The sequence below is a fragment of the Ciceribacter sp. T2.26MG-112.2 genome (assembly GCF_900492205.1).
GTDB classification, from domain to species: domain Bacteria; phylum Pseudomonadota; class Alphaproteobacteria; order Rhizobiales; family Rhizobiaceae; genus Allorhizobium; species Allorhizobium naphthalenivorans_A.
In genome coordinates this window covers 25,934-47,742 of record NZ_UEYQ01000018.1, presented here as the reverse complement: position 1 = coordinate 47,742, position 21,809 = coordinate 25,934, and the positions used below count along the sequence as shown (strand labels likewise).

The following is a 21,809-nucleotide window of genomic DNA, read 5'->3' as shown; positions in this document are numbered from 1 at the left end:
CACATCAATCCTCGGCTGAGGCCTTCGAATTCTTTTCGACAGGAGAAAAGCCGGGATCGATCATCGCCTCCACCCAGACGATGTCCTTGGCAAGCGCCCGCCGGGCCTCGGCCTCCATCCGGCGGCAGCATGCGAGCAGAGCCTCGCCGAACGGGGTCAATCCGGCGCCGCCGCCGCTCTTTCCGCCGTGCCGGGTAAAGATGGAGGGCTCCTTGAACATACGGTTGATTTCGTCGGCCAGAAGCCAGGCGCGGCGATAGGACATGCCCATGGCGGCACCGGCCGCACGGATCGATCCATGCGCGGCGATGCCGGAAAGCAGCCCTACCTTGCCGGGGCCGAGCCGCACGCCATTGGCGAGGTCGATGCGCAGCGTCAGCCGTGTCGCCTTGTCGCTCATGGAGTGCCGATCATCTTGTCGGGGTTCATGATGCCGGCCGGGTCGAAGGCCTGCTTGATGCGGTTCATCAGCTCGGTCTCGATCGCCGGACGGCTGGCGATCAGCTCGTCGCGCTTCAACTGGCCAACCCCGTGCTCGGCGGAAATCGAGCCGCCATGGGCATGCACGATGGCATGCACAACGGCGTTGACCTCGCGCCAGCGGGCGATGAAGGCGGCCTTGTCGGCGCCCACCGGCTGGCTGATATTGTAGTGGATATTGCCGTCGCCAAGATGGCCGAAGGCGAAGACCCGGGCCTCCGGGATGAGGGCCAGAACCGCTGCATCGGCCTCGGCGAGGAAGCGCGGCACGCGCGAAACCGGCACCGACACGTCATGCTTGATCGACCCGCCTTCGGGCTTCTGCGCTTCCGACATGCTTTCACGCAAGCGCCAGAAGGCCTCCTGCTGGGCAAGCGAGGAGGCGATGGCCGCATCCTTCACCAGGCCGGCCTCGAAAGCTTCCTCCAGCAGCGTGTCGATCATCCGCTCGGCGGTCGCCGCCGAATCCGAGGTCGAAATGTCGATCAGCGCATACCACGGATGGGCTGAGGCGAGAGGATCGCGCACGCCGGGAATGTGCCTCGTCGTAAACTCGATGCCGATGCGCGGCATCAGCTCGAAGCCGGTCAGCGCGGTGCCGCACAATAGCGATGCCCGCTCGAACAGCGCCAAGGCTTCGTCAGGAGAGTCGAGCCCGGCAAAGGCCACCTGCCGCCCGCGTGGCTGCGGATAGAGTTTTAGCACCGCACCGGTGATCACCCCGAGCGTGCCTTCCGCGCCGATGAACAGGTCGCGCAGGTCGTAGCCGGAATTGTCCTTCTTCAGCCGGCGCAAACCGTGCCATATCTCGCCCGTCGGCAGCACCACCTCCAGCCCGAGGCAGAGCTGGCGGGCATTGCCATAGGCGAGCACGGCGGTACCGCCGGCATTGGTCGACAGATTGCCGCCGATGCGGCACGAGCCCTCCGAACCGAGCGACAGCGGGAACAGCCGGCCGTTCTCCTCGGCCACCTTGCGGATGTCGGCGAGGATGACGCCGCCATCGGCGACGATCACGTCGGCCACGGTGTCGATCTCGCGGATGCGGTTCATCCGTTCGAGCGAAAGCACGACGTCCGAGGCATCTTCGCGCGGCACATGACCCCCGACATGGCCGGTGCGCCCGCCGGCCGGCACGATCGGCGTGCCGGTTTTGCTGGCAAGCGAAAGGATGGCGGAGACCTCCTGCGTCGAGCCGGGCTTCAGCACCAGCGGCGATGTTCCGTGATAAAGCCCCCGGCTCTCGACCAGATAGGGCGCGATATCGGCGGCGGCTGTCAGCGCATTGGCTTCGCCGACGATTGATACGAAGGCTTTCAAGGTCTCGGGCAGGTTGTCGCTCACGGTCACCTTCGACCTCCTATGCGTTTCTGGGAGCAGCGGCACGTTTCAGCCGGTCGTTGATCGCCTCGCCCAGCCCATGGTCGGGAACCGGCGTCACGGCTATGCCGTTCGCACCCGTCTGGTCGGCGCGCTTGAGAAAGCCGAACAGATTGGCGGCCGCCTCGGCGAGATCGCGCGAGGGGCTGAGGTCGAAAACGGCCGCCGCCTGGTCCATGCCCGCGACCGGCCGGTTGCCGAAGCGGATCAGCGCCTCGCCGGGCATGACGCTTGCGGCATCGAGCCGGACATGGGCATTCGGTGCATAATGCGAGGCGAGCATGCCCGGCGCCTCGATCGCGGCCGTGCCGGTCGCGTTGGGGCGTTCGACTGCAAGGCCGGTGGCTTCCTCGATCGCCTCGACCGGCACGCCGCCCGGCCGGAGCAGCCGGATCCGGCCGTCCTCGATCTTGACGATGGTGGATTCGACGCCGACCGGGCAGGGGCCTGCGTCGATGACAAGCTCGATGCGCTCGCCGAGATCGGCCTCCACATGCTGCGCCGTCGTCGGGCTGATCCGGCCGGAGGAGTTGGCGCTCGGCGCCGCCAGCGGCCGGCCGAAGGCGCGGATGAGCTCGCCGGCAAAGCCTTTGGGCACGCGAATGCCGACGGTGTCGAGGCCGGCGGTCGCCAGGGGATGGATCGTGCTTTCCGCCTTAAGCGGCAGGACGAGCGTTAGCGGCCCCGGCCAGAAACGCTCGGCCAGCTTGCGCGACAGAGGATCGAAGGTCGCATGGCGTTCGGCCATTGCGAGATCGGCCATGTGGCAGATCAGCGGATTGAAGCGCGGCCGGCCCTTGGTCTCGTAGATGCTCGTGATTGCGCCGGGATCGGTCGCATCGGCGGCAAGGCCGTAAACCGTTTCCGTCGGGATCGCCACCGGGCGGGCCTCGGCCAGAACGGCGGCCGCCGCATCGATCGCCGCGCCTTGGTCAGGGTCGATGGGAATGATCCGCGCCATGTCTCAAGCCTTCCTGCTTCCGGTTTGTCCGTCCATAGCGCGACAGCACCGGATCGATCAAATCCTCATTTGGCCGGGCCTGTGCGTGCATCAGCAATGCCTAAGCCAGCCCCTCGAAAAACAGGGATATCGTGATCGCTAAAACTTTACCCATCGACGTAACCGAAAGAAAGAAATCTTGCGCCATAGTCCGCTTCATCGAGCCCTTTGACGCCTCTTTCGGGAACCGGACCATGCAGCAAGTCAAGAACCCAGCTTCGAGCATCGCACTGCGTGTCGCAACCGCCATGCATCAGATGGGCATAGAGGGCCTGCCGAGAAATTACGAACTCGTCTACGAGGCCTATGCCGGCAGCAATCCGGAACTGGTGCGCGAATTCATCGGGCTCGGCAAGAACAAGACACAGGATGCGCTCGATGCGCTTGGCCGCAAGTATCTGCCGCATCACCATGAGGACGGCATTCTCAGCCGCCAGAACGGCCAGGTGCGCGCCGAGATGAGCAATTTCATCAGCCTGCTGAACCAGGAAAAGGTTTCGCTGACCGATTACGGCCGCCTCATCGGCCATGCCACCAAGGCGATCATGACCGAGGACATCGACCATGTCGAACTCGGCCAGTCGATCAAGGCGCTGAAGGTCGCGACCGAGCAGCGCGCCAACCAGAACAGCAACGTGGTCCGTGCGGTCGTCGACAAGACCGCCGCCCTTGCCGACCTGCAGCGCGAAGCGGAAGACGCCGAGGCGACGAAGTTCATCGATCCGCTGACCGGTCTTGCCAGCCGCCGCGCCTTCAACAAGGCGCTCGCCAAGGTCTATGCCAATGCGGAAATGCCGGTGCTGTGCAGCATGGTGATCGGCGAGATCGACGATTTTTCCAGGCTGTCCGACCTCATGGGGCCGGCCGTCTGCGAACGCTTCGTCAAGCAGGTGGGCAAGGTGGTGGAAGCCGTCGCCGGCACCGAGGACCTGGCCTGCCGCTTCGACGGCGGACGGTTCGGCATCCTGCTCTACACGTCGGAGCAGGAGGAAGTGAGCCGCATCGTCGACCTGGTTCGCTCCAAGCTCAACACCACAGTGGTCAATTCCGGCAATGGCCGGGCGCTCGGCCAAGTGCCGATGTCCTTTGGCATCTGCTTCTCGGAACAGGCGCCGAACGCCTTCGACTTCACCAATTTCACCGAAAAGGCGCTGGCCGCCTCCAAGGCCGCCGGCGGCAATACGGTCACCATCTACGGTGCCAACGACTATGCCCCGAAGGACTGGCTGATCTACAAGAAACAGCCGGTCGGCGGCTTCTGAGAGCCTCAGGCGCGCACAAGCCTCAAATCCTGGCGATGATCTTGCGCAGTTCGGCGTCGCGGGCGCCCAGCATCAGCACGTTCTTCAGCGCTTCCTTCGGGTCGTGGGTGCGAAACAGCAGGCCGTTGTCGCGGATCGAGCGGTCGATCGCCATCGACCGCGTTTCCTTGTCCGGATGGATCGCGACGGCGAAATACATGCGGGCGTAATTCGGCCGGATGTGTTCGAAGAACTGCTCGGAGCCGCCCACTTCCGCAAAGAAATTGGCGATGTAGAAAGCCCATTTGACATCGGCATATTTGGCAAAGTTGGTTTTCGCCGCCGTCACATGGCAATAGCCGAGATGCGGGCTGTTCTCGAGCGTCTTGTGGAAGATCAGCTTGGGGAACTGGATCGAGCGGTGAAAACCGTTGATCCGGCTATGGGTGGTCTCTCCCGCTGCCTCGAGCCTGCGCCCGGTACGCTCCGCCACTTCCTCATAGGTGAGGTAGCGCTTTTCTTCCGGCATCCAGTCTTCCCGGTTTCGGGAAATGCGACCGGTGCGCAGGAATTCGGTATGCACCGCCTTGACCGGCAAGCCGGGCTTTGCGGCGGCCCTCGGGGCGGCGAAATATCTCAGCTTCTGCATGGAAAGGCTCTGATCCTCAAGGCCGATGCGCCGATGATACGGCACCGAGATTAACGACACTTTGCCGCATCCTGACCGCCTTCGGTTTCGCCAGGCTTGCGGCGCGTCAGTCGGGCGTTAGTCACCTTCGGCTGGCCAATTTGCGCCATCGGTCTTTCGCACTTTCGGTGATGCGGACGTTATGGCCATGGAATCCATGTCGAAAAGCCGATGATCTCTTACGCAACAGGAAAATCCGCGTGTCGCAAACGCTCGACGGCGTGTCGTTTCGCAATGCGGCGAAGTCCGGCCGCTGTGTTTAAATGATCCCGAACTCGAGGTGCTGTCCGACTAGGGAAGGGCAGGAAATCGGGAAGCCGGTCGAATCCCGGCGCTGCCCCCGCAACGGTGGTGGAGAATGCGTGACGGCAAAGACCACTGGGACTTATCTCCTGGGAAGGTGCCGCACGCGGTCCGCAAGGATCATCTCCAGAGCCCGGAAACCAGCCTTTGAGAAGGAAATGGGATTTGACGGTCGCGGCGGGCGACCCGAGACGGCTTTGTCCGATGCCACGCAAGGCATCGCGACCGCGCATGGTCTCGACCTCCGTCACGGCAGAACGGATACGAGGACGACGACCATGGACTTGCAGAGCAAGGTATTGCGGCAGTTGAAGAATCGCCGGGACGGCTTCAGCCTCGAGCAGCCCTTCTACATCGACCAGGACTATTTTAGGCTCGACATGGAGACGATCTGGTATCGCGACTGGCTGTTTGTCGGCCACGACTGCGAGATCCCGCGCGCCGGCAATTACTTCACCGCCCAGATCGGCGACTATCCGGTCGTCATCGTGCGTGGCAAGGATCAGGTGATCCGCGCCTTCCACAACACCTGCCGCCATCGCGGCCACCGCGTCTGCACCCAGGAGCGGGGCGCTTCGGCCAAGCTGGTCTGCCCCTATCACCAGTGGACCTATGATCTCGACGGCTCGCTGGTCTTTGCCCGCCAGATGGGCGAGACCTTCGACAAGTCCGAATTCGGCCTGAAGACCGTGCATTGCGAAAGCGTCGCAGGCTATATCTTCATCTGTCTCGCCAACGAGGCCCCCGATTTCGCTCCCGTGCGGGCAACGATCGAGCCCTTCCTGGCGCCGCACCGGCTGGCGGAGGCCAAGGTCGCGCATCGCAACACCATCATCGAGAAGGGCAATTGGAAGCTTGTCTGGGAAAACAACCGCGAGTGCTACCACTGCGCCGGCAATCACCCGGAACTCTGCCGCACCTATCCGGAAGCTCCGTCTGCCACCGGCGTGCAGGGCGCCAAGGACGATCCGGTGATCGCCGAGCACTGGGCACGTTGCGAGGCCGCCGGCCTGCCGTCCGAGTTTACCATGGACCCGTCCGGCCAGTTCCGCGTCGCCCGCATGCCGCTGATCCAGGACGCCGAGAGCTACACCATGTCGGGAAAACGCGCCGTGCGCCGGCCGCTGTCCGACGATATCGGCGTTTCGCACATCGGCACCATGCTGCTGTTCCATTATCCGACCACCTGGAACCACATCCTCGGCGACCACGCGATCTCCTTCCGCGTCCTGCCGATCTCGGCCGAGGAGACGGCCGTCACCACCACCTGGCTGGTCCACAGAGATGCGGTCGAAGGCGTCGACTACAATCTCGACGAACTGACCCATGTGTGGAACATGACCAACGATCAGGACCGTTCGATCGTCGAGGAAAACGCCTTCGGCATCCGCTCGCCGGCCTATGAGCCGGGTCCCTATTCGGTCGACCACGAGGGCGGCGTCATGCAGTTCGTCGAATGGTACGCAAACTTCATGGTCGAGCGTCTGCAGGGCGACAAGGCCCGTCTTTCGGCGGTGGCGTGAGATGAACATCGCTCTTCCCAGCTATCGCCATGTCGATGAGATGCGCCCCTGGTCCGACCGGGAGCACAGGCTCGAATGCGTTGCCGTCACGCCTGAAGCACCCGACGTGATGACCTTTACCTTCCGCCCCGACCGCCCGGGCCACTTCTTCCGCTATCTGCCCGGCCAGTTCGTCACGCTCGAACTGCCGGTCGGTCCGGAGCCGGTGATGCGCACCTACACGCTCTCCTCCAGCCCGTCGCGTCCTTATACCGTGGCCGTCACCGTCAAGGCGCAGAAGGATTCGATCGGCACCCGCTGGATGTTCGATCACCTGAAGCCCGGCCTGCAGTTGAAGGCGATCGGCCCGCTCGGCGACTTCTCCTATGCCCGTCATCCGGGTGCCAAGTACCTGTTCGTCTCGGCTGGCTCGGGCATCACACCGATGGTGTCGATGACGCGCGATCTGTCCGACCGACAGCCGGATTCGGACATCGCCTTCCTGCATTGCGCCCGCTCGCCGGACGACATCATCTTCCGCTGGGAGCTTGAGGCCAAGGCGCGGGAAATGCCGAACTTCACCCTCGGCTTCATCATCGAGCAATTGTCGCACGGCCAGCTCTGGTCTGGCCTCAAGGGTCGGATCGACAAGGCCAAGATCGCGCTTCTGGCCTCCGACTTCCTTGAGCGGACCGTGTTCTGTTGCGGCCCGGCGCCGTTCATGGCGACGGTGCGCGAATCGCTCGCCGGTGCCGGCTTCGACATGGCGAACTATCACGAGGAGGCCTTCCAGCCCGTCGCGCCGCCGCCGCCGGTCGTCGTCGCCGATCATGGCGGCGAGGCCCAGGCGACCAAGGTTATCTTTACCATGTCCGGCAAGGAAGGTCTGTGCGAGCCGGGCCACACCATTCTTCAGGCGGCGCGCGCTTCCGGCGTGCGCATCGGTGCGGCCTGCGAATCCGGCCTGTGCGGCACCTGCAAGGTGATGAAGCTGTCCGGCGAGGTGGAAATGGACCACAATGGCGGCATTCTCGACGACGAAATCGATGAAGGATACATCCTCGCCTGCTGTTCGCGGCCGAGGGGCGAAGTCGAGATCGAGGCCTGATACCGACCAGAGGCAGCGCGCTGCCATCTTGCTGACAAATCCGCCGGCGATTGTGGGCCAACGCGTCGTTGACCATTCGAAACCCGTTTGGAGATTGTCATGAAGATCGGCTGGGCGATTACATCTCTGTTGGTGGCGACCTTTTTGTCGGCGCACGTGCAGGCAGGCGTCCCCGCACCGGCGTCCGCACGACCGGCCGCGGCCGTCCAACTGGTCAACGAGACGACGAAGCCCAAGCCCGTTTACCGCAAGTCCGCCCCGCGCGGCGCCACCTATCAGGGCTATCCCTGTTCGCAAACCCGCAAGACCGGTTACGTCCTTTACAATGGCTGCTGGTATCCGCGGGAGGTCATCCGCAACGGCCGTCTTGTCGTGCCGCAAGGCAACTGACCCGCTCCGCGCCTGCGCACCACGTTCGTGAGCCGCCGGTGGAACCGAAAAGCGGCTTCAGCGTTGTCCGCCGAGGCTTCGGCGCGGGCGACGACCGATCGAGACGTCAACCGCTCCCCGATTTCGTTAATGCCCGGTTCAGGCAGTTTTTTCTACTGTCATTCCAGGCTTTCGCGTATGATGCCCGGATCGGCCGAAGGCCGTGAGGACGATGAGAATGCGAAGCGCATTTCGGCAGAAGACTTGCCCGATCAACGCAAGGAATGGAGAATCGAAATGACCAATATGATGAAGCGTTGGGGCGCGCTTGCCCTGGCCTCCGTACTCGCCATGGCGAGCTTCGTGCCGACCCAGGCGGCCATGCCGCTGCCGGCTCCGGTGGTCAAGGGACCATCGGACGTGACCACGGTCCGCCACCATCGCCCTTACTATTATCACGGCCACCGCGGCTATCGCTATCACCGCCCGGGTTATCGCTATCACAACGGCTACTGGTTCCCGCTGGCCGCCTTTGCGACCGGCGCCATCATCGGCGGCGCGATCGCTACGCAGCCCGCACCCCGTCGCGCCGGCATCAATCCGAAGCACTATCAGTGGTGCGCCAACCGTTACCGGTCCTACGATTCCTACAGCAACACCTTTCAGCCGTATAACGGCCCGCGTCAGCGTTGCTACTCGCCGTATTATTGATCGGCGCGGCCTATCACGAAATGAAAAATGCCCGGTCTGTGACCGGGCATTTCTTTTGCGGGCGCCTGGCAAAATGCAGGTGGCCGAAGCGGGACGTTAGCCGATCATGGCATTGTCGTCGCGCTTGACGGCCACGACCGTCGAGCGCGGCAGCTTGTCTTCGCCGTCCGGGAACGGCGCCTTCGGATGCTGGATGCCGACGAACATGGTGCGTTTGTCGGCCGACCAGGTCAGTCCGGTGACTTCCGCGCCGTTCGGACCGGTGAGGAAGCGTTCGATGCGGCCCGATACCGGGTCGCCGGCGAGCATCTGGTTATTGCCCTGGCCGAGGAAGTCGCCTTCATTGCTGTCATCGCCGTCGGTCTGGATCCAGACGAGACCGGTGGAGTCGAACATCATGCCGTCCGGCGAGTTGAACATGTTGCCTTCGTTGATGTTCGCGGAGCCGGCATAGGCGCTGTCCTTGTGGACGGCCGGGTTGCCGGCCATGGCGAACAGGTCCCACTTGAACTTGGCATTCGCATGGTCTTCCACTTCCGGATACCAGCGCACGATCTGGCCGTAGCCATTCTTCTCGCGGGGATTGACGGCGTTGACGGTCATCTCCTCGCCACCGGCATTGGTGCGCATCTTGCCGTCCTTGATCTCGCCGCGACGGCTGTTGTTCGTCAGGCAGCAATAGGCCTCGATGGCGACCGGGTTGACGGCGACCCATTCCGGGCGGTCCATCGTGGTGGCGCCGACCTTGGAGGCGGCCTGGCGGGTGAAGACGCAGATTTCGTCCATCTTCATGCCGGTCGTCTCGGGCGTCAGCGCGACCCATTCGCCGCTGCCGTCCTCGGCGAATTTGGCAACGAACAGCGTGCCTTCGTCGAGCAGCTTGGAGGTGTCGGCGCCCGGCACGTAGATGCCGTTGGAGACATATTTGTAGAGGAACTCGCCACGCTCGTCGTCGCCCATGTAGACCACCACACGCCCGTCACGCGCGACGACGACAGCGGCGTTTTCATGCTTGATGCGGCCGAGCGCGGTGCGCTTGACCGGGACCGAGGACGCGTTCGACGGATCGATCTCGACGATATAGCCGGCGCGGCGCGGTTCGTTCGGGTTCTTCGCCACGTCGAAGCGCTCATCGAATTTTTCGTAGGCATATCGTGTCTCGGCGGCAATGCCGTAGCGCTTGTAGTCTTCGGGCATCTGGAACTCGGCATTGGGCGTGCCGAAATAGCCGTTGAAGTTCTCTTCGCAGGTGAGGTAGGTGCCCCACGGGGTGCGGCCGGCGCCGCAATTGTTGAACGTCCCGAGACAGTCGGTGCCGTTCGGGTCGGCGGCGGTCTTGACGAGGTCCGAGCCGGCGGCCGGACCGGACAGCTTCATCGGCGTGTTGTGGTGGATGCGGCGATTGAACGGGCTGTCGAGCACGATCTCCCAGCCGTTTTCGCCCTCGGCCACTTCCATCACGGTCACGCCCTGCATGTTCTGCAGGATCTTGACGTCGTCCGCGCTGGTCGGCGTGCCGTCTGCATTCTTGGGCAGGTTGACTTTCGTGTTGACGTATTCATGGTTGACGGCGATGACCTGATGCCCGCCGATCACGAACATTTCCATGCCGTCGGTGTTCTCGCCGAACACCTTGTCGGAATGCTCGAGGCTCACGCCATTGACGTGATCGAGGTCAGGGACGCCGGGAAACAGCGGCTGGCCCCACTTGGCGAGCGGCTTCCAGCTATAGCCTTCCGGAACATGTATTGTCTTGTCGGTGGAAACCGGGATCGGCTTGAAGGCGAAACGGGAACCGGCGGCTTCCTGGGCCTGGGCCGAAGTCGAGGACATCAGGTTGGCGGCGGTGCCGAGCGTGCCCATGGCCGCTGCGGCGGAGCCAAGCGCCAGGACGCCACCGAGAAAACCGCGGCGCGAAAGGGCGGTCTCGACAACCCGGTCGAAATCGGTCTGCGCCGGCGGCGGGTTTTGCAGTTCGTCCCATTCGTCCCAGGACAGGTTGCTCTTGTCGATGTCGGTCATGGTTGTGCTCCTCGTTTGGTCGGGGGAAAGGCATTCCCAACTGCGGTTAGCGGCAATCCGTTACAGTGCTGTGACGGAAGCGCCATTGTTCAACATCTGTCGGGTTGGCGAAGGCGTCCCGGAGAGCTTGGCAATTGGCCGGGCGGTCTTGGATGCCACGGCAGGCAATGCCGACTTTGGGCGAAGCCGCACTCGTGGACCCTGTTCCAGGCGTCGCCGATGCGGTAGTCTCGCGCTCGCGATCCGAATGCCCGCGGACCGCAAAACGGTTTGACGTTTACGTAAAAATCAATTAGCCAAATCGATACGTTTTCGCCGCCGCCGCCAAGCCGGCCGAGCGGCAAACCGCCAGTCGCAAGCAGGAGGAGCATGCCCATGTACAAGGCGCCGGTCGATGAAATCGCGTTCACCCTCAAGCATGTCGCCGGAATGGCCGAAGCGCTCGAAAAGGGCCGGCTCGGCGATCTGAGCGACGACCTGGTCGATGCCATCCTTCACGAAGCCGGCCGTTTTGCCTCCGACGAAGTGGCACCGCTCGCCGAGATCGGCGACAAGCAGGGCGCCCGCATGGTCGACGGCAAGGTTCTCGTGCCGGACGGCTGGGCCGAGCTCTATCGCCATTGGGCCGAAGGCGGCTGGAATGCGCTCGTCGCGCCGGAAGAATTCGGCGGGCAGGGACTTCCCCACATGCTCAACGTCGCGGCGCTGGAAATGTGGAATTCCGGCTCCATGGCCTTCGCGCTCGGCCCGACGCTGACCATGGGTGCCTCGGAAGCCCTGGCCACGCACGGCAGCGCCGCGCTCAAGGAAAAGTTCCTGCACAAGATGGTGTCGGGCGAATGGACCGCCTCGATGAACCTGACCGAGCCGCATGCCGGCTCCGACCTCGGCGTGATGAAGTCGCGCGCCGATCGCCGTGACGACGGCAGCTACCGCATCTTCGGCCAGAAGATCTTCATCACCTGGGGCGAGCACGAGATCACCGAGAACATCGTCCACCTGGTTCTCGCCCGTCTGCCCGACGCACCGGCCGGCACGCGCGGCATTTCGCTCTTCCTCGTGCCCAAGTTCCTGGTGAACGACGACGGCTCGCTCGGTCCCCGCAACGACCTGCATTGCCATTCGCTCGAGCACAAGCTCGGCATCCACGGCTCGCCGACCTGCACGATGATCTACGGCGACGGCAAGTTCGGTGACGAGCCGGGCGCCATCGGCTACCTCATCGGCGAGGAGAACAAGGGCCTCGCCTGCATGTTCACGATGATGAACAATGCCCGCCTCGCGGTCGGCATGCAGGGCGTGGCGATCTGCGAAGCCGCCACCCAGAAGGCGGTCGGATACGCCAGGGAACGGACCCAGGGCAAGGCGCCGGGCTGGACCGGTGCCGGCATGAGCCCGATCATCGAGCATCCGGATGTCGCCCGCACGCTGATCACCATGAAGGCGCTGACGCAAGGCTCGCGCGCCATCTGCTATTCCTGCGCCCACGCCATCGACATGTCGCACCACACGGACGGCGCGGACGCGAAGAAGTGGGCCGAGCGCGGCGCGCTGCTGACCCCGATTGCCAAGTCCTTCGCCACCGATGCCGGCGTCGACGTAGCCTCGATGGGCATCCAGGTGCATGGCGGCATGGGTTTCATCGAGGAGACCGGTGCCGCCCGCTACCTGCGCGACGCCCGCATCGCCCCGATCTATGAAGGCACCAACGGCATCCAGGCCGCCGACCTCGTCACCCGCAAGCTTCCCCTGTCGGACGGCGCGCAGGTGCGCGGCTTCATCGCCGAGCTGAAGGAGATCGCCAAGGCCGTGCGCGGCTCTAACCTCGAAGGCTTCGGCACCACCGCCGACCGCCTCGATGCGAGCCTCGTCGACCTCGAGGACACCACGGAATGGCTGCTCGCCCGCCTCGCTGAAGGCAATGCCGCCGCAGCCCTTGCCGGCGCTACCCCTTACCAGCGCCTGTTTGGCCTGGCGCTGACCGGTACCTATCTCGCCAAGGGCGCGCTCGCCGACGAGGACCACGGCCGCGACAACCGCATCGCGCTCTGCCGCTTTTCCGCCGAGAACCTGATCGCCGAGACCGCGGCGCTCAAGGATCGCGTCATCAACGGTGAAGCGAGCCTGACGGCGGCGCGTGTGCTTTTCGCTTGAGACCCCTCCCCAACCCCTCCCCACAAGGGGGAGGGGCTTAACGTGCCGCTGCCGTTTGAGGGGTGCGGAAAGCTCGCCCCGGATTTTCTCCCCCCCTTGTGGGGGAGATGGCCGGCAGGCCAGAGGGGGAATTCGTTTGAACCGGCCTCCCTCATCGGGAGTGCGACACCAACTGGGAACATGCCCATGACCGACCATATCCTGATCGAACGGCCGCAAGCCCATCCCGGCGTGCTGGTGATCCGCTTCAACCGCCCGGACAAGAAGAACGCCATCACGCAAGCCATGTATGCCCGCATGACCGAAGGTCTGCTCGAGGCGGAGGATGACGCGAGCATCCGCGCCGTCGCCTTTCTCGGCACCGAGGGCTGTTTCTCGGCCGGCAACGACATGGCGGATTTCCTCGCCTTCGCCATGGCCGGCGCCGTCGGAGAGCCTGCCGCCTTCGGTTTCCTGAAGGCGCTGTGGAGCGTGTCGAAACCCGTCGTCTCCGGCGTCGACGGCCTCGCCATCGGCATCGGCACGACGATCCAGATGCATTGCGACCTGACGATCGCCTCCGACCGCAGCCTGTTCAAGACGCCCTTCGTCGACCTTGCCCTGGTTCCCGAAGCCGGCTCCAGCCTGCTCGCACCGAAGATGATGGGCCATCAGCGCGCCTTTGCCATGCTGGCCGCCAGCGAAGGCTTCTCCGCCGAGCAGGCGAGGGAAGCCGGTCTGATCTGGAAGGTTGTCGCCCCGGCCGAGGTCGAGGCCGAGACGCTGAAGCTTGCCGCCTCGCTCGCCGCAAAACCGCCGGAAGCCATGCGCATCGCCCGCGACCTGATCCGTGGTGATCGCGGCGAACTGGCGGCCCGCATGGACGAGGAGCTGAAGTACTTCGTCGAGCGGCTGAAGAGCGCCGAGGCGCGCACCGCCTTTGAGACCTTCATGTCGAAGGGGCGCGGCTGACCGCAGGCGGCGGGGCCGTGTGACCGGTACCCCTCCGAATTAACAGGCTTTTAAGTCTGGCTGCATATAACGGGATGGCGGTCCGTGGACCGCTTTCGCGCCATGATGGCCCTTGTCGTCTTTCCCAAAGTGGATTGGCAATGCCCGGATCGGCTGCGAAGAATGTTCCGCCAGCGTCTTGATCGGGCTTGCCGCTTGAATGAGGTATCCCCCGTGAGCAAACGCTCGAACCTTATGACCAAGATCCTCGTGGCTGCATCCCTTGTGGTCGTCGCCGCCTTGTCCGGTTTCTCCATCTACATCGACAGCCTGCAGCGCGCCGCAACGACGCGCGCGGTCCAGGACGAGATCAAGTCCACCGGCCTGCAGGCGTCGCAGAGCATCGCCAACTGGCTGAATGCCCGCATCATGCTGACCGAGCTGGCCGCCAATGCCGCCGCCAAGACCACCACGGCGGAAGAGATCGTCGCGGCCTTCGACAACCCTGTGCTGATCCGCGAGTTCAAGTCGACCTATGTGGGCGACGAGCAGGGAACCTTCACCAGTGTTCCGAACGAGCCCCTGCCGGCGGATTACGATCCGCGCAAGCGCCCGTGGTACCAGGATGCGGTCAAGGCCGACAAAATGGTCCTGACCGATCCCTATCAGGATGCCTCGAGTGGCGATCTGATCATCAGTGCCGCCACCCCGGTCAAGCGTGATGGCAAGCTGTTCGGCGTCGCGGCCAGCGACTTCTCGCTGAAGTCCCTGATCCAGATGATCGCCACGGTCGACATGGGCGGCAAGGGTTCCGCCTTCCTGGTCAACAAGTCGGGTGTCATCCTCGTTCATCCGGACAATGCGCTGGTCAGCAAGACCCTCGCCGATGCCTTCCCGACGGAGACCCCCGCAATCGGTGCCGAGCTGTCCGAAACGGTCTCCGCCGACAAGTCGGTGCTGGTCAGCTTCCTCCCGGTCCAGGGACTTCCGACCAGCGACTGGTATCTCGGCGTCACCGTCGATCGCGACATGGCCTATGCCGGCATCAGTGCTTTCCGCACCGCCGCCGCCATCGCCACGCTGATCGGCGTCGTGGCCATGATCGGCGTTCTGGCCTTCCTGCTCTCGCGTCTGGTCGTGCGCCCCGTCGTCGACATGACCGGCGTCATGGGCCGGCTGGCGAGAGGCGATGTCTCGACCGAGATCCCCGGCACCGAACGGACCGACGAGATCGGCCAGATGGCCGAGGCAGTCGCCGTGTTCCGTAACAACGCCATCGAGCGCAGCCGCCTCGAAAGGGAGGCGGACGAAAATCGCTCGCTGAGCGAACAGGAGCGGCGCGAGCGTGAAGCCGCAAAGGCACGCGAAGCCGAGCAGGTCTCGTTCGCGGTCCAGGCACTCGCCGACGGCCTTGGCTGCCTTGCCAACGGCGACCTCGTCCATCGTATCGACACGCCATTTGCAGGCGACCTCGATCGCCTGCGGGTCGATTTCAACGCCTCGGTTGCCAAGCTGCATGATGCCCTTGCCAATGTCGGCTTGAATGCACGGGCGATCGACAATGGCGCCAACGAGATCCGCATGGCCGCCGACAACCTGGCCCGGCGCACCGAGCAGCAGGCGGCTTCCGTCGAGGAGACCGCGGCTGCGCTCGAGGAGATCACCACCACCGTGAAGGATTCCGCCCACCGGGCGGAGGAGGTCGGCCAACTCGTCGGCCGCGCCCGCAGCGGCGCGGAGAAGTCGGGCGAGATCGTCCAGCGGGCGGTGGAAGCCATGCATGGGATCGAAAAATCCTCAGGGGAGATTTCCAACATCATCGGCGTGATCGACGAGATCGCCTTCCAGACCAACCTGCTGGCGCTGAATGCCGGCGTCGAGGCGGCCCGCGCCGGCGAAGCCGGCAAGGGTTTTGCCGTCGTCGCCCAGGAAGTGCGCGAACTGGCCCAGCGGTCGGCCAATGCCGCCAAGGAGATCAAGCAACTGATCGGCACTTCCGGCCAGCAGGTCCAGTCCGGCGTCGAACTGGTCAATCAGACCGGCCAGGCGCTGGATGTGATCGTCCGCGAGGTGCAGGAGATCAACCGCCATGTGAACGCCATCGTCACGGCGACGCGCGAACAGTCGACCGGGCTTCAGGAGATCAACACCGCCGTCAACACCATGGACCAGGGCACGCAGCAGAATGCCGCCATGGTCGAGGAACAGACGGCGGCAAGCCATGGTCTGGCCTCGGAAGCGGCGGCGCTGACCGCGCTGCTCGGCCAGTTCCGGATCCAGCAGGCCGGAGCCCATGCTACACACTCGGAAGGGTCGCGCCGCGCCGCCTGACGAATTCCGACTGCATTGTGACCCTCGGACGGCACCGGCTCACCGCCGGTGCCGTTTCGCGTTGCCGGAAGACCTGCTCCTGCCACATTCGCCCTTCCTTAATGCTTCTCCGGTTCATATGGCCGATAGACGGAACAAGGAGGATCGGATGCGCAGCAAAATGAGGGGCCTTGCCCTGTTGTTCGTCGGCATGATGTCTTTGGCAGCCGAACCCCTGGTGCCGGGCTTCGCCCTGGCCCTGGCCGGCAGCGGCGTTGTGATCGTCGAGAGCGGGTCGAACCGCAATCCGCCGCCGCCGGGCATGCGGCCGCAGCGTTTCTTCTGCGTGATCCAGCCGCCGGACAGCGCCGACACCTCGATGATGTATTCCTGCCCGGCCAAGCCCGGTCGCGTCGGCGGACGTTGCCGCTGTCCCAATACCACGGGAAGCGGCACGCTCTACGCGCGCTGATCTACGCAATCAGCCGATCGGATTGATGTCTTTGACATACCGGATCAGGTCCGCCATCGTGAAGTGACCCGGTGTCTGGCTGGTCAGGTCAGGCGTCCAGTTCGTGCGCTGCCACAGGAAGGAATCCGGGTCCCCGTGGACCAGGCCGAGGAAGGTCTCCGCCAGGATCGTCGAACCCATCGGGCCGAGGCGTTCTCCCTTGTGATGATGTTGCGCTTCCTTGAGGACATAATACCAGAGCGGTGTCTTCTTGTGGAAACCGTGCCTGGCGGCGACCTCGCCATCGGAGCCGGTGGCGATCTCGGACGGCTTCATCGGCACGATCCCCATGGCCCGACAGACGTCCTGGCCGGACGGCAGGCCGAGTTGGAGGCCTCGCTTCAAGTTGCGGAAGGGCAGGACGAAGTCCCGGGCCGCGGTCTTGTCCGTTTCCGGTCGCAATCCCGGAAGCGTGTGCAGGGCGGGAACGATGAACGGATCGAGCCGTCGCGCGTGGTTGAGCCTGAAATTGGCCTCCGGCGGCGTACCGAGGTCGAAGAAGCGCCGCCAGTCGATCACCCAGTTGGACGGCAGGTCGGGCAACGGACCCGGACCGCCGCCTCTACTGACCGCATCCTTCAGTTGCCCGACGATCTGCCCGGATTTGCCGGTGAAGTTGAACAGCAATCCCAAGGTCCCGTCGGCGATCGCGTCCGGTCCCGCGTTGAACACCCGGTTGTGGTCGTAGCTCTGCCTCACCATTGAGTGACCTAGGCGGTAGACGGCGGCGGCAAATTCCGCCGGCATATAGGGGCGGCTCTTGAAACGGTAGAAGCGCCGGCCCTCATGCTTGATGCGGCGGACCAGTCCCGGCTCGGTCAGTCGCTCGACGAAATCGAACAGAACGATCCACTGGTAATGCCAGGTGACGATCCGGCGCGCCTCGTGGAACAGCGCCATGTCCTTCAGCGCCGGCTGGGTGTCCTTCAGATCCTCCACCACCTTGTTGTGGAATTTCAGCAGCAGCAGATGGAATTGCGCGACGAGCAGGTTTTCGTCGTTTCGCTCGTCGAAGATCAGGGCGTGGCCGACCTGGTTGCGCGGCAGGTCATTGTCCAAGGCCCTGATATCCTCGCCGGCCTTGTCCTTTGAGGCCGAGGCCTTGCCGATCAGGAACCTCTCGATCACCCGGTGGGTGTCCGGGGCGCGGTCATAGAGATAGGGATGAATGCCAGGCCCGTCGCCGTAGAGCGAATCGAGGTCGAGCGCCGGTGTCCGGAAATTGGTCGTCGCCAGCGGATCCGCCTTCTGCTGTTCGAGCGGGGTGGTATCGAGGGTGATGTCATGGTCGACGAACTGGCCGAGATAGGTATAGCCGGCCGGGACATCGGGATTATCCCCGGCGGGATCGGTGCGCCCGTCCGGCCCGACCGCATCCTTCATCGCCTCGGCGAGTTCGAACAGTTCGTCCTCGTCGGCCTCATGCGCTGGAAGGGTTGGAAACATGCGTCCGAACTTGCCGGGATCGGCATTCCCGGCGAGCGCCTGTAGTGCGGCGCGGCTCATCCCACGGACGCCATGCCCGTGCATCGCGACTTCCGACATGAAATTCCTCCGTCTGCTGCCTTTGGTTGCTGCATGGTTCTGGTGATAACGAAAGATTGCATGAAATCGCAAAAGGTGCAATCGATTTTCGTTAATAATCTAAGGTTGCATATGGGCGCACAATTCCGCCCGGAGGGCCTCGCTCCGCGGTCGGTGAAGGCAATTGGAAAGAAGACGTTCAGCCCTTGGTCAGGGTCGCCACGACTTCGACATGCGAGGTCCAGAGAAACTGGTCGATCGGGGTGACCGACGTGACGCGATAACCGCCGGCTTTCAGGATCGCCAGGTCGCGAGCCAGTGACAACGGATTGCAGCTGACCGCGACGATCTTCTTCACCACCGAGCGGGCAAGTTCCTTGCACTGCTCTTCCGCGCCGGCCCGCGGCGGGTCGAAGACGACGGCATCGAAAGTCTTCAGTTCGGATGCCATCAGCGGCCGGCGAAAGAGATCGCGCCGCTCGACCGAAACGGGTTTCAGCCCCTGCGTGTTGCGCGCCGCGTGGTCAAGCGCCTTGATCGCCTTTTCATCGCTCTCGACGGCATGGACCTGGGCCACGCGCGCCAGCCGAAGCGCAAAGGTGCCGATGCCGGCGAACAGATCGGCAGTACGCTTGACCTTGCCGAAATGCGCGAGCGTCAGGCGCACCATGGCCTCCTCGGCGGCGGCGGTCGCCTGGGTAAAGGCGCCCGGCGGCGGGGCGACGGCAACGCCGGACATGTCGATGAGCGGCTTGCGTGGTTCGATGACGATCTCGCCGTTGACCGAGACGCGGGCGATGCCGCGCAGCGCAAGCACGGTTTCGGTGACCGCGCGGCGCTCCTTGTCGGCCAGCGCCTTGATGCCTTCGATCGCCACGTCGAGGCCGGAAAGCGTTTCGATCACCGTCATGCGGAAGGGCTCGGCCGTGGTTGCGGCAGCACCACCGATCTTCTTCAAGGCGTCAAGGCTGGCCACGATGCCCGGTGCCGAGATCGGACACTCCTCGATCGGCACGATATGGTGGCTTTCGGCCTGGTTGAAGCCGATCAGCACTTCCTTCTCGGTGCGTCGGGCGGCAAACACCACGCGGCGGCGCTCGCCTGGCTCAGCTTCGACCAGTTCGCCGACGGGAATATCGATCCCCTTGGATTTGAGCGCCGCGACGACCAACGACCGCTTGAAGGCGCTATAGGCGGGTTTCGCCATGTGCTGCAGCGAACAGCCGCCGCAGCTGCCGCCCTTGCCGTCCGGGCCGAAATGGCGGCAGGCGGGGGCGATACGGTCCGGCGAGGTCTCGCTGTAGGAAAGGATCGTGCCGTGGTCTTTCACGCGCGCGATGGCAAGCGTTTCGCCCGGCAGCGAGAAGGGCACGTAGACCGGCCCGTTCGAGGCATGGAAGATGCCGTCGCCCTGGGCGCCCAGCAAGTCGATGGTGACCGTCTCGGCACTCATTCTTCGTCCTCCGGCTTCATCCCGGCCAGCAGGAATTCCTCGTTGCCGTCGCCGCCGGCGATCGGCGAGGGGATCAGCCCGAGGCTCTTCCAGCGCATTTCCTCGGTCAGCCAGCGTTCCAGTTCGGCAGCGACAGCCGGTGCCGTCTCCGGCTCCTTGAGCAGTCCGGCCTTGCTGATCGCATCGCGGCCCGCCTCGAACTGCGGCTTGACCAAAAGCAGGCAGCGGCAGCCGGGCTCCGCCATGTCGAGTGCCGGCGCCAGCGCCAGCTTGAGCGAGATGAACGACACGTCGGAGACGATGAAATCGATCGGCCGGTCGTCGATGTCGTCCGGCTCGAGATAGCGGGCGTTCAGCCCCTCGATATTGGTGATGCGCGGATCGGCGGCAAGCCGCGGGTGGAACTGGCCGTGGCCGACATCGATCGACGTCACATGCGCCGCGCCGCGCTTGACCAAAACCTCGGTGAAGCCGCCGGTCGAGGCGCCCACGTCGAGACACTCGCAACCGGCCGGATCGAGCCCGAAGTGATCGAGGCCGGCGACCAGCTTCAGCGCCGCGCGCGAGACATAGTCCTGCGCCGGGTCCTCGATGGTAAACGCGTGGTCGGTCGAAAAGACCAGGCTGGGCTTGGTGACGACCTTGCCGTCCACCTTGACGGTGCCGCGCTGGATCGCGTCGCGCGCGCGCGAGCGGCTGGCGAAAAGGTCGAGGGCGACCAGGAGCTGGTCGAGACGCTGGGGTTCGGGACGTGAAGACATGGCCTGTCAATGGCGGTCCGCCGCCGCAATGGCAAGCCTTTTGTTGCGCGCGGGCGCTCTCGTGCCTGCAGGAGGGCGAATGCGCGGCGGATGGCGGACGCTCAAGACCGGGATGAACTGCCCGGATAAGGTCGGGCCGATCGATTGACTTGGCTTCGACTTGCCGCCTAACCTTGCGCCTGGCCATGTCCGGCCGCTCTTCACAAGGCAGGAGACGACGATGAAGAACGCCATGCTTGCAGGCCTTTTCGCCCTGACGATGGCGGCCCCGGCGATGGCCAACGACACCTCCGCCGTGCTCGAGGCCGGCGGGCTCGTCTATACAAGGCAGGATCAGGTCGACATGCTGAGCGAGGACCTGTTCATCTCCCAGGAAGAGATCCGGGTCGACTATGTCTTCAAGAACCAGTCGGACACCGATCTGGAAACCCTTGTCGCCTTCCCCATGCCGGAGATCGGCGGCTACATGGATTTCAATGCCGCGCTCGACGATTTCGAGCACGACAATTTCATGGGCTTTACCGTGTCGCAGGACGGCAGGAAGATCGAACCGCAGTTGCAGCAGCGCGCCACCGTCAACGGCATCGACATGACCGAGGAAATCGTCGGCCGCGGTATTTCGCTGCTGCCGTTGAGCGAGGCGACGCGGGCCGGAATAGCCAGGCTGCCCGACGACGTGCGCAAGGACTGGGAAACGCGGGGGCTGATCGTCGACACCAGCTATGATCCGGGCGTGCCGGGCAAGCCGGTGGAGCCGGAATATGAAGTGCTGTGGAAACTGGAGACCGTCTACTGGTGGCGCACCACCTTTCCGGCCGGACGCGAGGTGAAGGTCCATCACAGCTACCGGCCGAGCGTCGGCGGTACCGTCGCCATGACCTTCATCCAGGACGGCAAGCCCACGCCGCAACTGGACGATTACCGCGAGCGCTATTGCATCGACGACGCCTTCCTCAAGACGGCGCTCAAGCTGGAAAAGCAACAGAACTACGATGCCGGCGTCTACTATTTCGAGAAATGGATGTCCTATATCCTGACCACGGGCGCCAATTGGGGCGGGTCGATCGGCAAGTTCAAGCTGACCGTCGACAAGGGCGACGAGAAGAATTTCGTCAGCTTCTGCGGCAGCAATGTCCGCAAGGTCGGGCCGACACGTTTCGAGATGACCGCGACCGACTTCTATCCGGAGAAGGACCTGCACATTCTTCTGGTGGTTCCGAGCCGGTAAATTTCGGCATGCGAAATTTCGCACTGTCGCATAACCGAATCATAAGAGCATTTGCTCATGTTCGGTACGATTGTACGAACTCCGCGATCCAAGGGTGCGCCATGAAGGGCAGCGCTGCGGCAGGAACCAATCAT

General features: G+C 64.0%; 18 protein-coding genes and 1 riboswitch. Of the genes, 10 read left to right on the top strand and 8 right to left on the bottom strand.

The features are described 5' to 3' along the window. Positions 1–4 precede the first annotated feature (4 nt). Genes DYZ14_RS18935 through DYZ14_RS18925 form a run of 3 tightly spaced genes read right to left on the bottom strand, consistent with a single transcriptional unit; the run spans position 5 to position 2,821 of the window. Positions 5–400, bottom strand: coding sequence for a winged helix-turn-helix domain-containing protein (locus DYZ14_RS18935; RefSeq protein WP_154722132.1), 396 nt, complete (start codon positions 398–400; stop codon positions 5–7). Further along, entirely contained in the window at positions 397–1,824 is a 1,428-nt protein-coding gene (locus DYZ14_RS18930; protein WP_445292558.1) for an FAD-binding oxidoreductase, read from the bottom strand. The genes DYZ14_RS18935 and DYZ14_RS18930 overlap by 4 nt, the downstream gene beginning before the upstream one ends. 16 nt (positions 1,825–1,840) lie before the next feature. Further along, a complete protein-coding gene (locus DYZ14_RS18925) occupies positions 1,841–2,821 on the bottom strand; it encodes an L-threonylcarbamoyladenylate synthase (RefSeq protein ID WP_154722130.1) in 981 nt (326 codons plus the stop codon). A 233-nt stretch (positions 2,822–3,054) separates the two neighbouring features. Here DYZ14_RS18925 and DYZ14_RS18920 point away from each other — a divergent pair, with 233 nt between their 5' ends. Beyond that, positions 3,055–4,122 carry a GGDEF domain-containing protein gene (locus tag DYZ14_RS18920; protein WP_154722129.1) on the top strand — a complete coding sequence of 356 codons (1,068 nt, stop codon included), beginning with the start codon at positions 3,055–3,057 and terminating at the stop codon, positions 4,120–4,122. 22 nt (positions 4,123–4,144) lie between these two features. Here the strand turns inward: DYZ14_RS18920 and DYZ14_RS18915 are convergent, their stop codons facing one another. After that, on the bottom strand, positions 4,145–4,750 hold the full coding sequence (locus tag DYZ14_RS18915) for a DUF6656 family protein (protein WP_154722128.1): 606 nt from the start codon (positions 4,748–4,750) through the stop codon (positions 4,145–4,147). 300 nt (positions 4,751–5,050) lie between these two features. Continuing rightward, positions 5,051–5,255, top strand: a riboswitch (cobalamin riboswitch). A 115-nt stretch (positions 5,256–5,370) separates the two neighbouring features. On the opposite strand from DYZ14_RS18915, the gene DYZ14_RS18910 reads away from it, so the two are divergent. The 4 genes from DYZ14_RS18910 to DYZ14_RS18895 all read left to right on the top strand — a co-directional run bounded on the left by DYZ14_RS18910 (position 5,371) and on the right by DYZ14_RS18895 (position 8,782). Continuing rightward, positions 5,371–6,615: an aromatic ring-hydroxylating oxygenase subunit alpha gene (locus DYZ14_RS18910; protein WP_154722127.1), complete on the top strand. Its 1,245-nt coding sequence runs from the start codon at positions 5,371–5,373 to the stop codon at positions 6,613–6,615. 1 nt (position 6,616) lies between these two features. Further along, positions 6,617–7,702 carry a hybrid-cluster NAD(P)-dependent oxidoreductase gene (locus DYZ14_RS18905; RefSeq protein ID WP_154722126.1) on the top strand — a complete coding sequence of 362 codons (1,086 nt, stop codon included), beginning with the start codon at positions 6,617–6,619 and terminating at the stop codon, positions 7,700–7,702. A gap of 99 nt (positions 7,703–7,801) precedes the next feature. Beyond that, a complete protein-coding gene (locus tag DYZ14_RS18900; protein ID WP_154722125.1) occupies positions 7,802–8,092 on the top strand; it encodes a hypothetical protein in 291 nt (96 codons plus the stop codon). 276 nt (positions 8,093–8,368) lie between these two features. Further along, complete coding sequence (locus tag DYZ14_RS18895) at positions 8,369–8,782, top strand: BA14K family protein (protein WP_154722124.1); 414 nt, start codon at positions 8,369–8,371, stop codon at positions 8,780–8,782. A gap of 96 nt (positions 8,783–8,878) precedes the next feature. Here DYZ14_RS18895 and DYZ14_RS18890 read toward each other — a convergent pair whose 3' ends face one another. Next, entirely contained in the window at positions 8,879–10,804 is a 1,926-nt protein-coding gene (locus DYZ14_RS18890) for a PhoX family protein (RefSeq protein ID WP_154722123.1), read from the bottom strand. 375 nt (positions 10,805–11,179) lie between these two features. On the opposite strand from DYZ14_RS18890, the gene DYZ14_RS18885 reads away from it, so the two are divergent. The 4 genes from DYZ14_RS18885 (at position 11,180) to DYZ14_RS18870 (ending at position 16,670) form a co-directional block, all read left to right on the top strand. After that, positions 11,180–12,958: an acyl-CoA dehydrogenase gene (locus tag DYZ14_RS18885; protein WP_154722122.1), complete on the top strand. Its 1,779-nt coding sequence runs from the start codon at positions 11,180–11,182 to the stop codon at positions 12,956–12,958. A gap of 186 nt (positions 12,959–13,144) precedes the next feature. Beyond that, the gene (locus tag DYZ14_RS18880) at positions 13,145–13,909 is read left to right on the top strand and encodes a crotonase/enoyl-CoA hydratase family protein (RefSeq protein ID WP_154722121.1); all 765 of its coding nucleotides are present in this window, start codon (positions 13,145–13,147) and stop codon (positions 13,907–13,909) included. 213 nt (positions 13,910–14,122) lie between these two features. Beyond that, positions 14,123–16,219 carry a methyl-accepting chemotaxis protein McpU gene (mcpU, locus tag DYZ14_RS18875; RefSeq protein ID WP_154722120.1) on the top strand — a complete coding sequence of 699 codons (2,097 nt, stop codon included), beginning with the start codon at positions 14,123–14,125 and terminating at the stop codon, positions 16,217–16,219. Between the two features lie 148 nt (positions 16,220–16,367). Beyond that, the gene (locus DYZ14_RS18870) at positions 16,368–16,670 is read left to right on the top strand and encodes a hypothetical protein (protein ID WP_154722119.1); all 303 of its coding nucleotides are present in this window, start codon (positions 16,368–16,370) and stop codon (positions 16,668–16,670) included. Between the two features lie 9 nt (positions 16,671–16,679). Here DYZ14_RS18870 and DYZ14_RS18865 read toward each other — a convergent pair whose 3' ends face one another. The 3 genes from DYZ14_RS18865 to DYZ14_RS18855 form a co-directional block, all read right to left on the bottom strand. Beyond that, positions 16,680–18,254 (bottom strand): peroxidase family protein, encoded by a 1,575-nt coding sequence (locus DYZ14_RS18865; protein WP_154722118.1) that lies wholly within the window; start codon positions 18,252–18,254, stop codon positions 16,680–16,682. Between the two features lie 178 nt (positions 18,255–18,432). Beyond that, on the bottom strand, positions 18,433–19,686 hold the full coding sequence (locus tag DYZ14_RS18860; RefSeq protein WP_154722117.1) for a class I SAM-dependent RNA methyltransferase: 1,254 nt from the start codon (positions 19,684–19,686) through the stop codon (positions 18,433–18,435). Continuing rightward, positions 19,683–20,447 (bottom strand): TlyA family RNA methyltransferase, encoded by a 765-nt coding sequence (locus DYZ14_RS18855; protein ID WP_154722116.1) that lies wholly within the window; start codon positions 20,445–20,447, stop codon positions 19,683–19,685. The genes DYZ14_RS18860 and DYZ14_RS18855 overlap by 4 nt, the downstream gene beginning before the upstream one ends. Positions 20,448–20,667: 220 nt before the next feature. On the opposite strand from DYZ14_RS18855, the gene DYZ14_RS18850 reads away from it, so the two are divergent. Beyond that, a complete protein-coding gene (locus DYZ14_RS18850) occupies positions 20,668–21,675 on the top strand; it encodes a DUF4424 domain-containing protein (RefSeq protein ID WP_232365590.1) in 1,008 nt (335 codons plus the stop codon). Positions 21,676–21,809: the final 134 nt, after the last annotated feature.

Excerpts from the sequence above, each read along its gene's own strand:
- DYZ14_RS18935 (WP_154722132.1), bottom strand. The coding sequence starts at position 400 with ATGAGCGACAAGGCGACACGGCTGACGCTGCGCATCGACCTCGCCAAT.
- DYZ14_RS18925 (WP_154722130.1), bottom strand. The coding sequence starts at position 2,821 with ATGGCGCGGATCATTCCCATCGACCCTGACCAAGGCGCGGCGATCGAT.
- DYZ14_RS18920 (WP_154722129.1), top strand. The coding sequence starts at position 3,055 with ATGCAGCAAGTCAAGAACCCAGCTTCGAGCATCGCACTGCGTGTCGCA.
- DYZ14_RS18915 (WP_154722128.1), bottom strand. The coding sequence starts at position 4,750 with ATGCAGAAGCTGAGATATTTCGCCGCCCCGAGGGCCGCCGCAAAGCCC.
- DYZ14_RS18910 (WP_154722127.1), top strand. The coding sequence starts at position 5,371 with ATGGACTTGCAGAGCAAGGTATTGCGGCAGTTGAAGAATCGCCGGGAC.
- DYZ14_RS18905 (WP_154722126.1), top strand. The coding sequence starts at position 6,617 with ATGAACATCGCTCTTCCCAGCTATCGCCATGTCGATGAGATGCGCCCC.
- DYZ14_RS18900 (WP_154722125.1), top strand. The coding sequence starts at position 7,802 with ATGAAGATCGGCTGGGCGATTACATCTCTGTTGGTGGCGACCTTTTTG.
- DYZ14_RS18895 (WP_154722124.1), top strand. The coding sequence starts at position 8,369 with ATGACCAATATGATGAAGCGTTGGGGCGCGCTTGCCCTGGCCTCCGTA.
- DYZ14_RS18890 (WP_154722123.1), bottom strand. The coding sequence starts at position 10,804 with ATGACCGACATCGACAAGAGCAACCTGTCCTGGGACGAATGGGACGAA.
- DYZ14_RS18885 (WP_154722122.1), top strand. The coding sequence starts at position 11,180 with ATGTACAAGGCGCCGGTCGATGAAATCGCGTTCACCCTCAAGCATGTC.
- DYZ14_RS18880 (WP_154722121.1), top strand. The coding sequence starts at position 13,145 with ATGACCGACCATATCCTGATCGAACGGCCGCAAGCCCATCCCGGCGTG.
- DYZ14_RS18870 (WP_154722119.1), top strand. The coding sequence starts at position 16,368 with ATGCGCAGCAAAATGAGGGGCCTTGCCCTGTTGTTCGTCGGCATGATG.
- DYZ14_RS18865 (WP_154722118.1), bottom strand. The coding sequence starts at position 18,254 with ATGTCGGAAGTCGCGATGCACGGGCATGGCGTCCGTGGGATGAGCCGC.
- DYZ14_RS18860 (WP_154722117.1), bottom strand. The coding sequence starts at position 19,686 with ATGAGTGCCGAGACGGTCACCATCGACTTGCTGGGCGCCCAGGGCGAC.
- DYZ14_RS18855 (WP_154722116.1), bottom strand. The coding sequence starts at position 20,447 with ATGTCTTCACGTCCCGAACCCCAGCGTCTCGACCAGCTCCTGGTCGCC.
- DYZ14_RS18850 (WP_232365590.1), top strand. The coding sequence starts at position 20,668 with ATGAAGAACGCCATGCTTGCAGGCCTTTTCGCCCTGACGATGGCGGCC.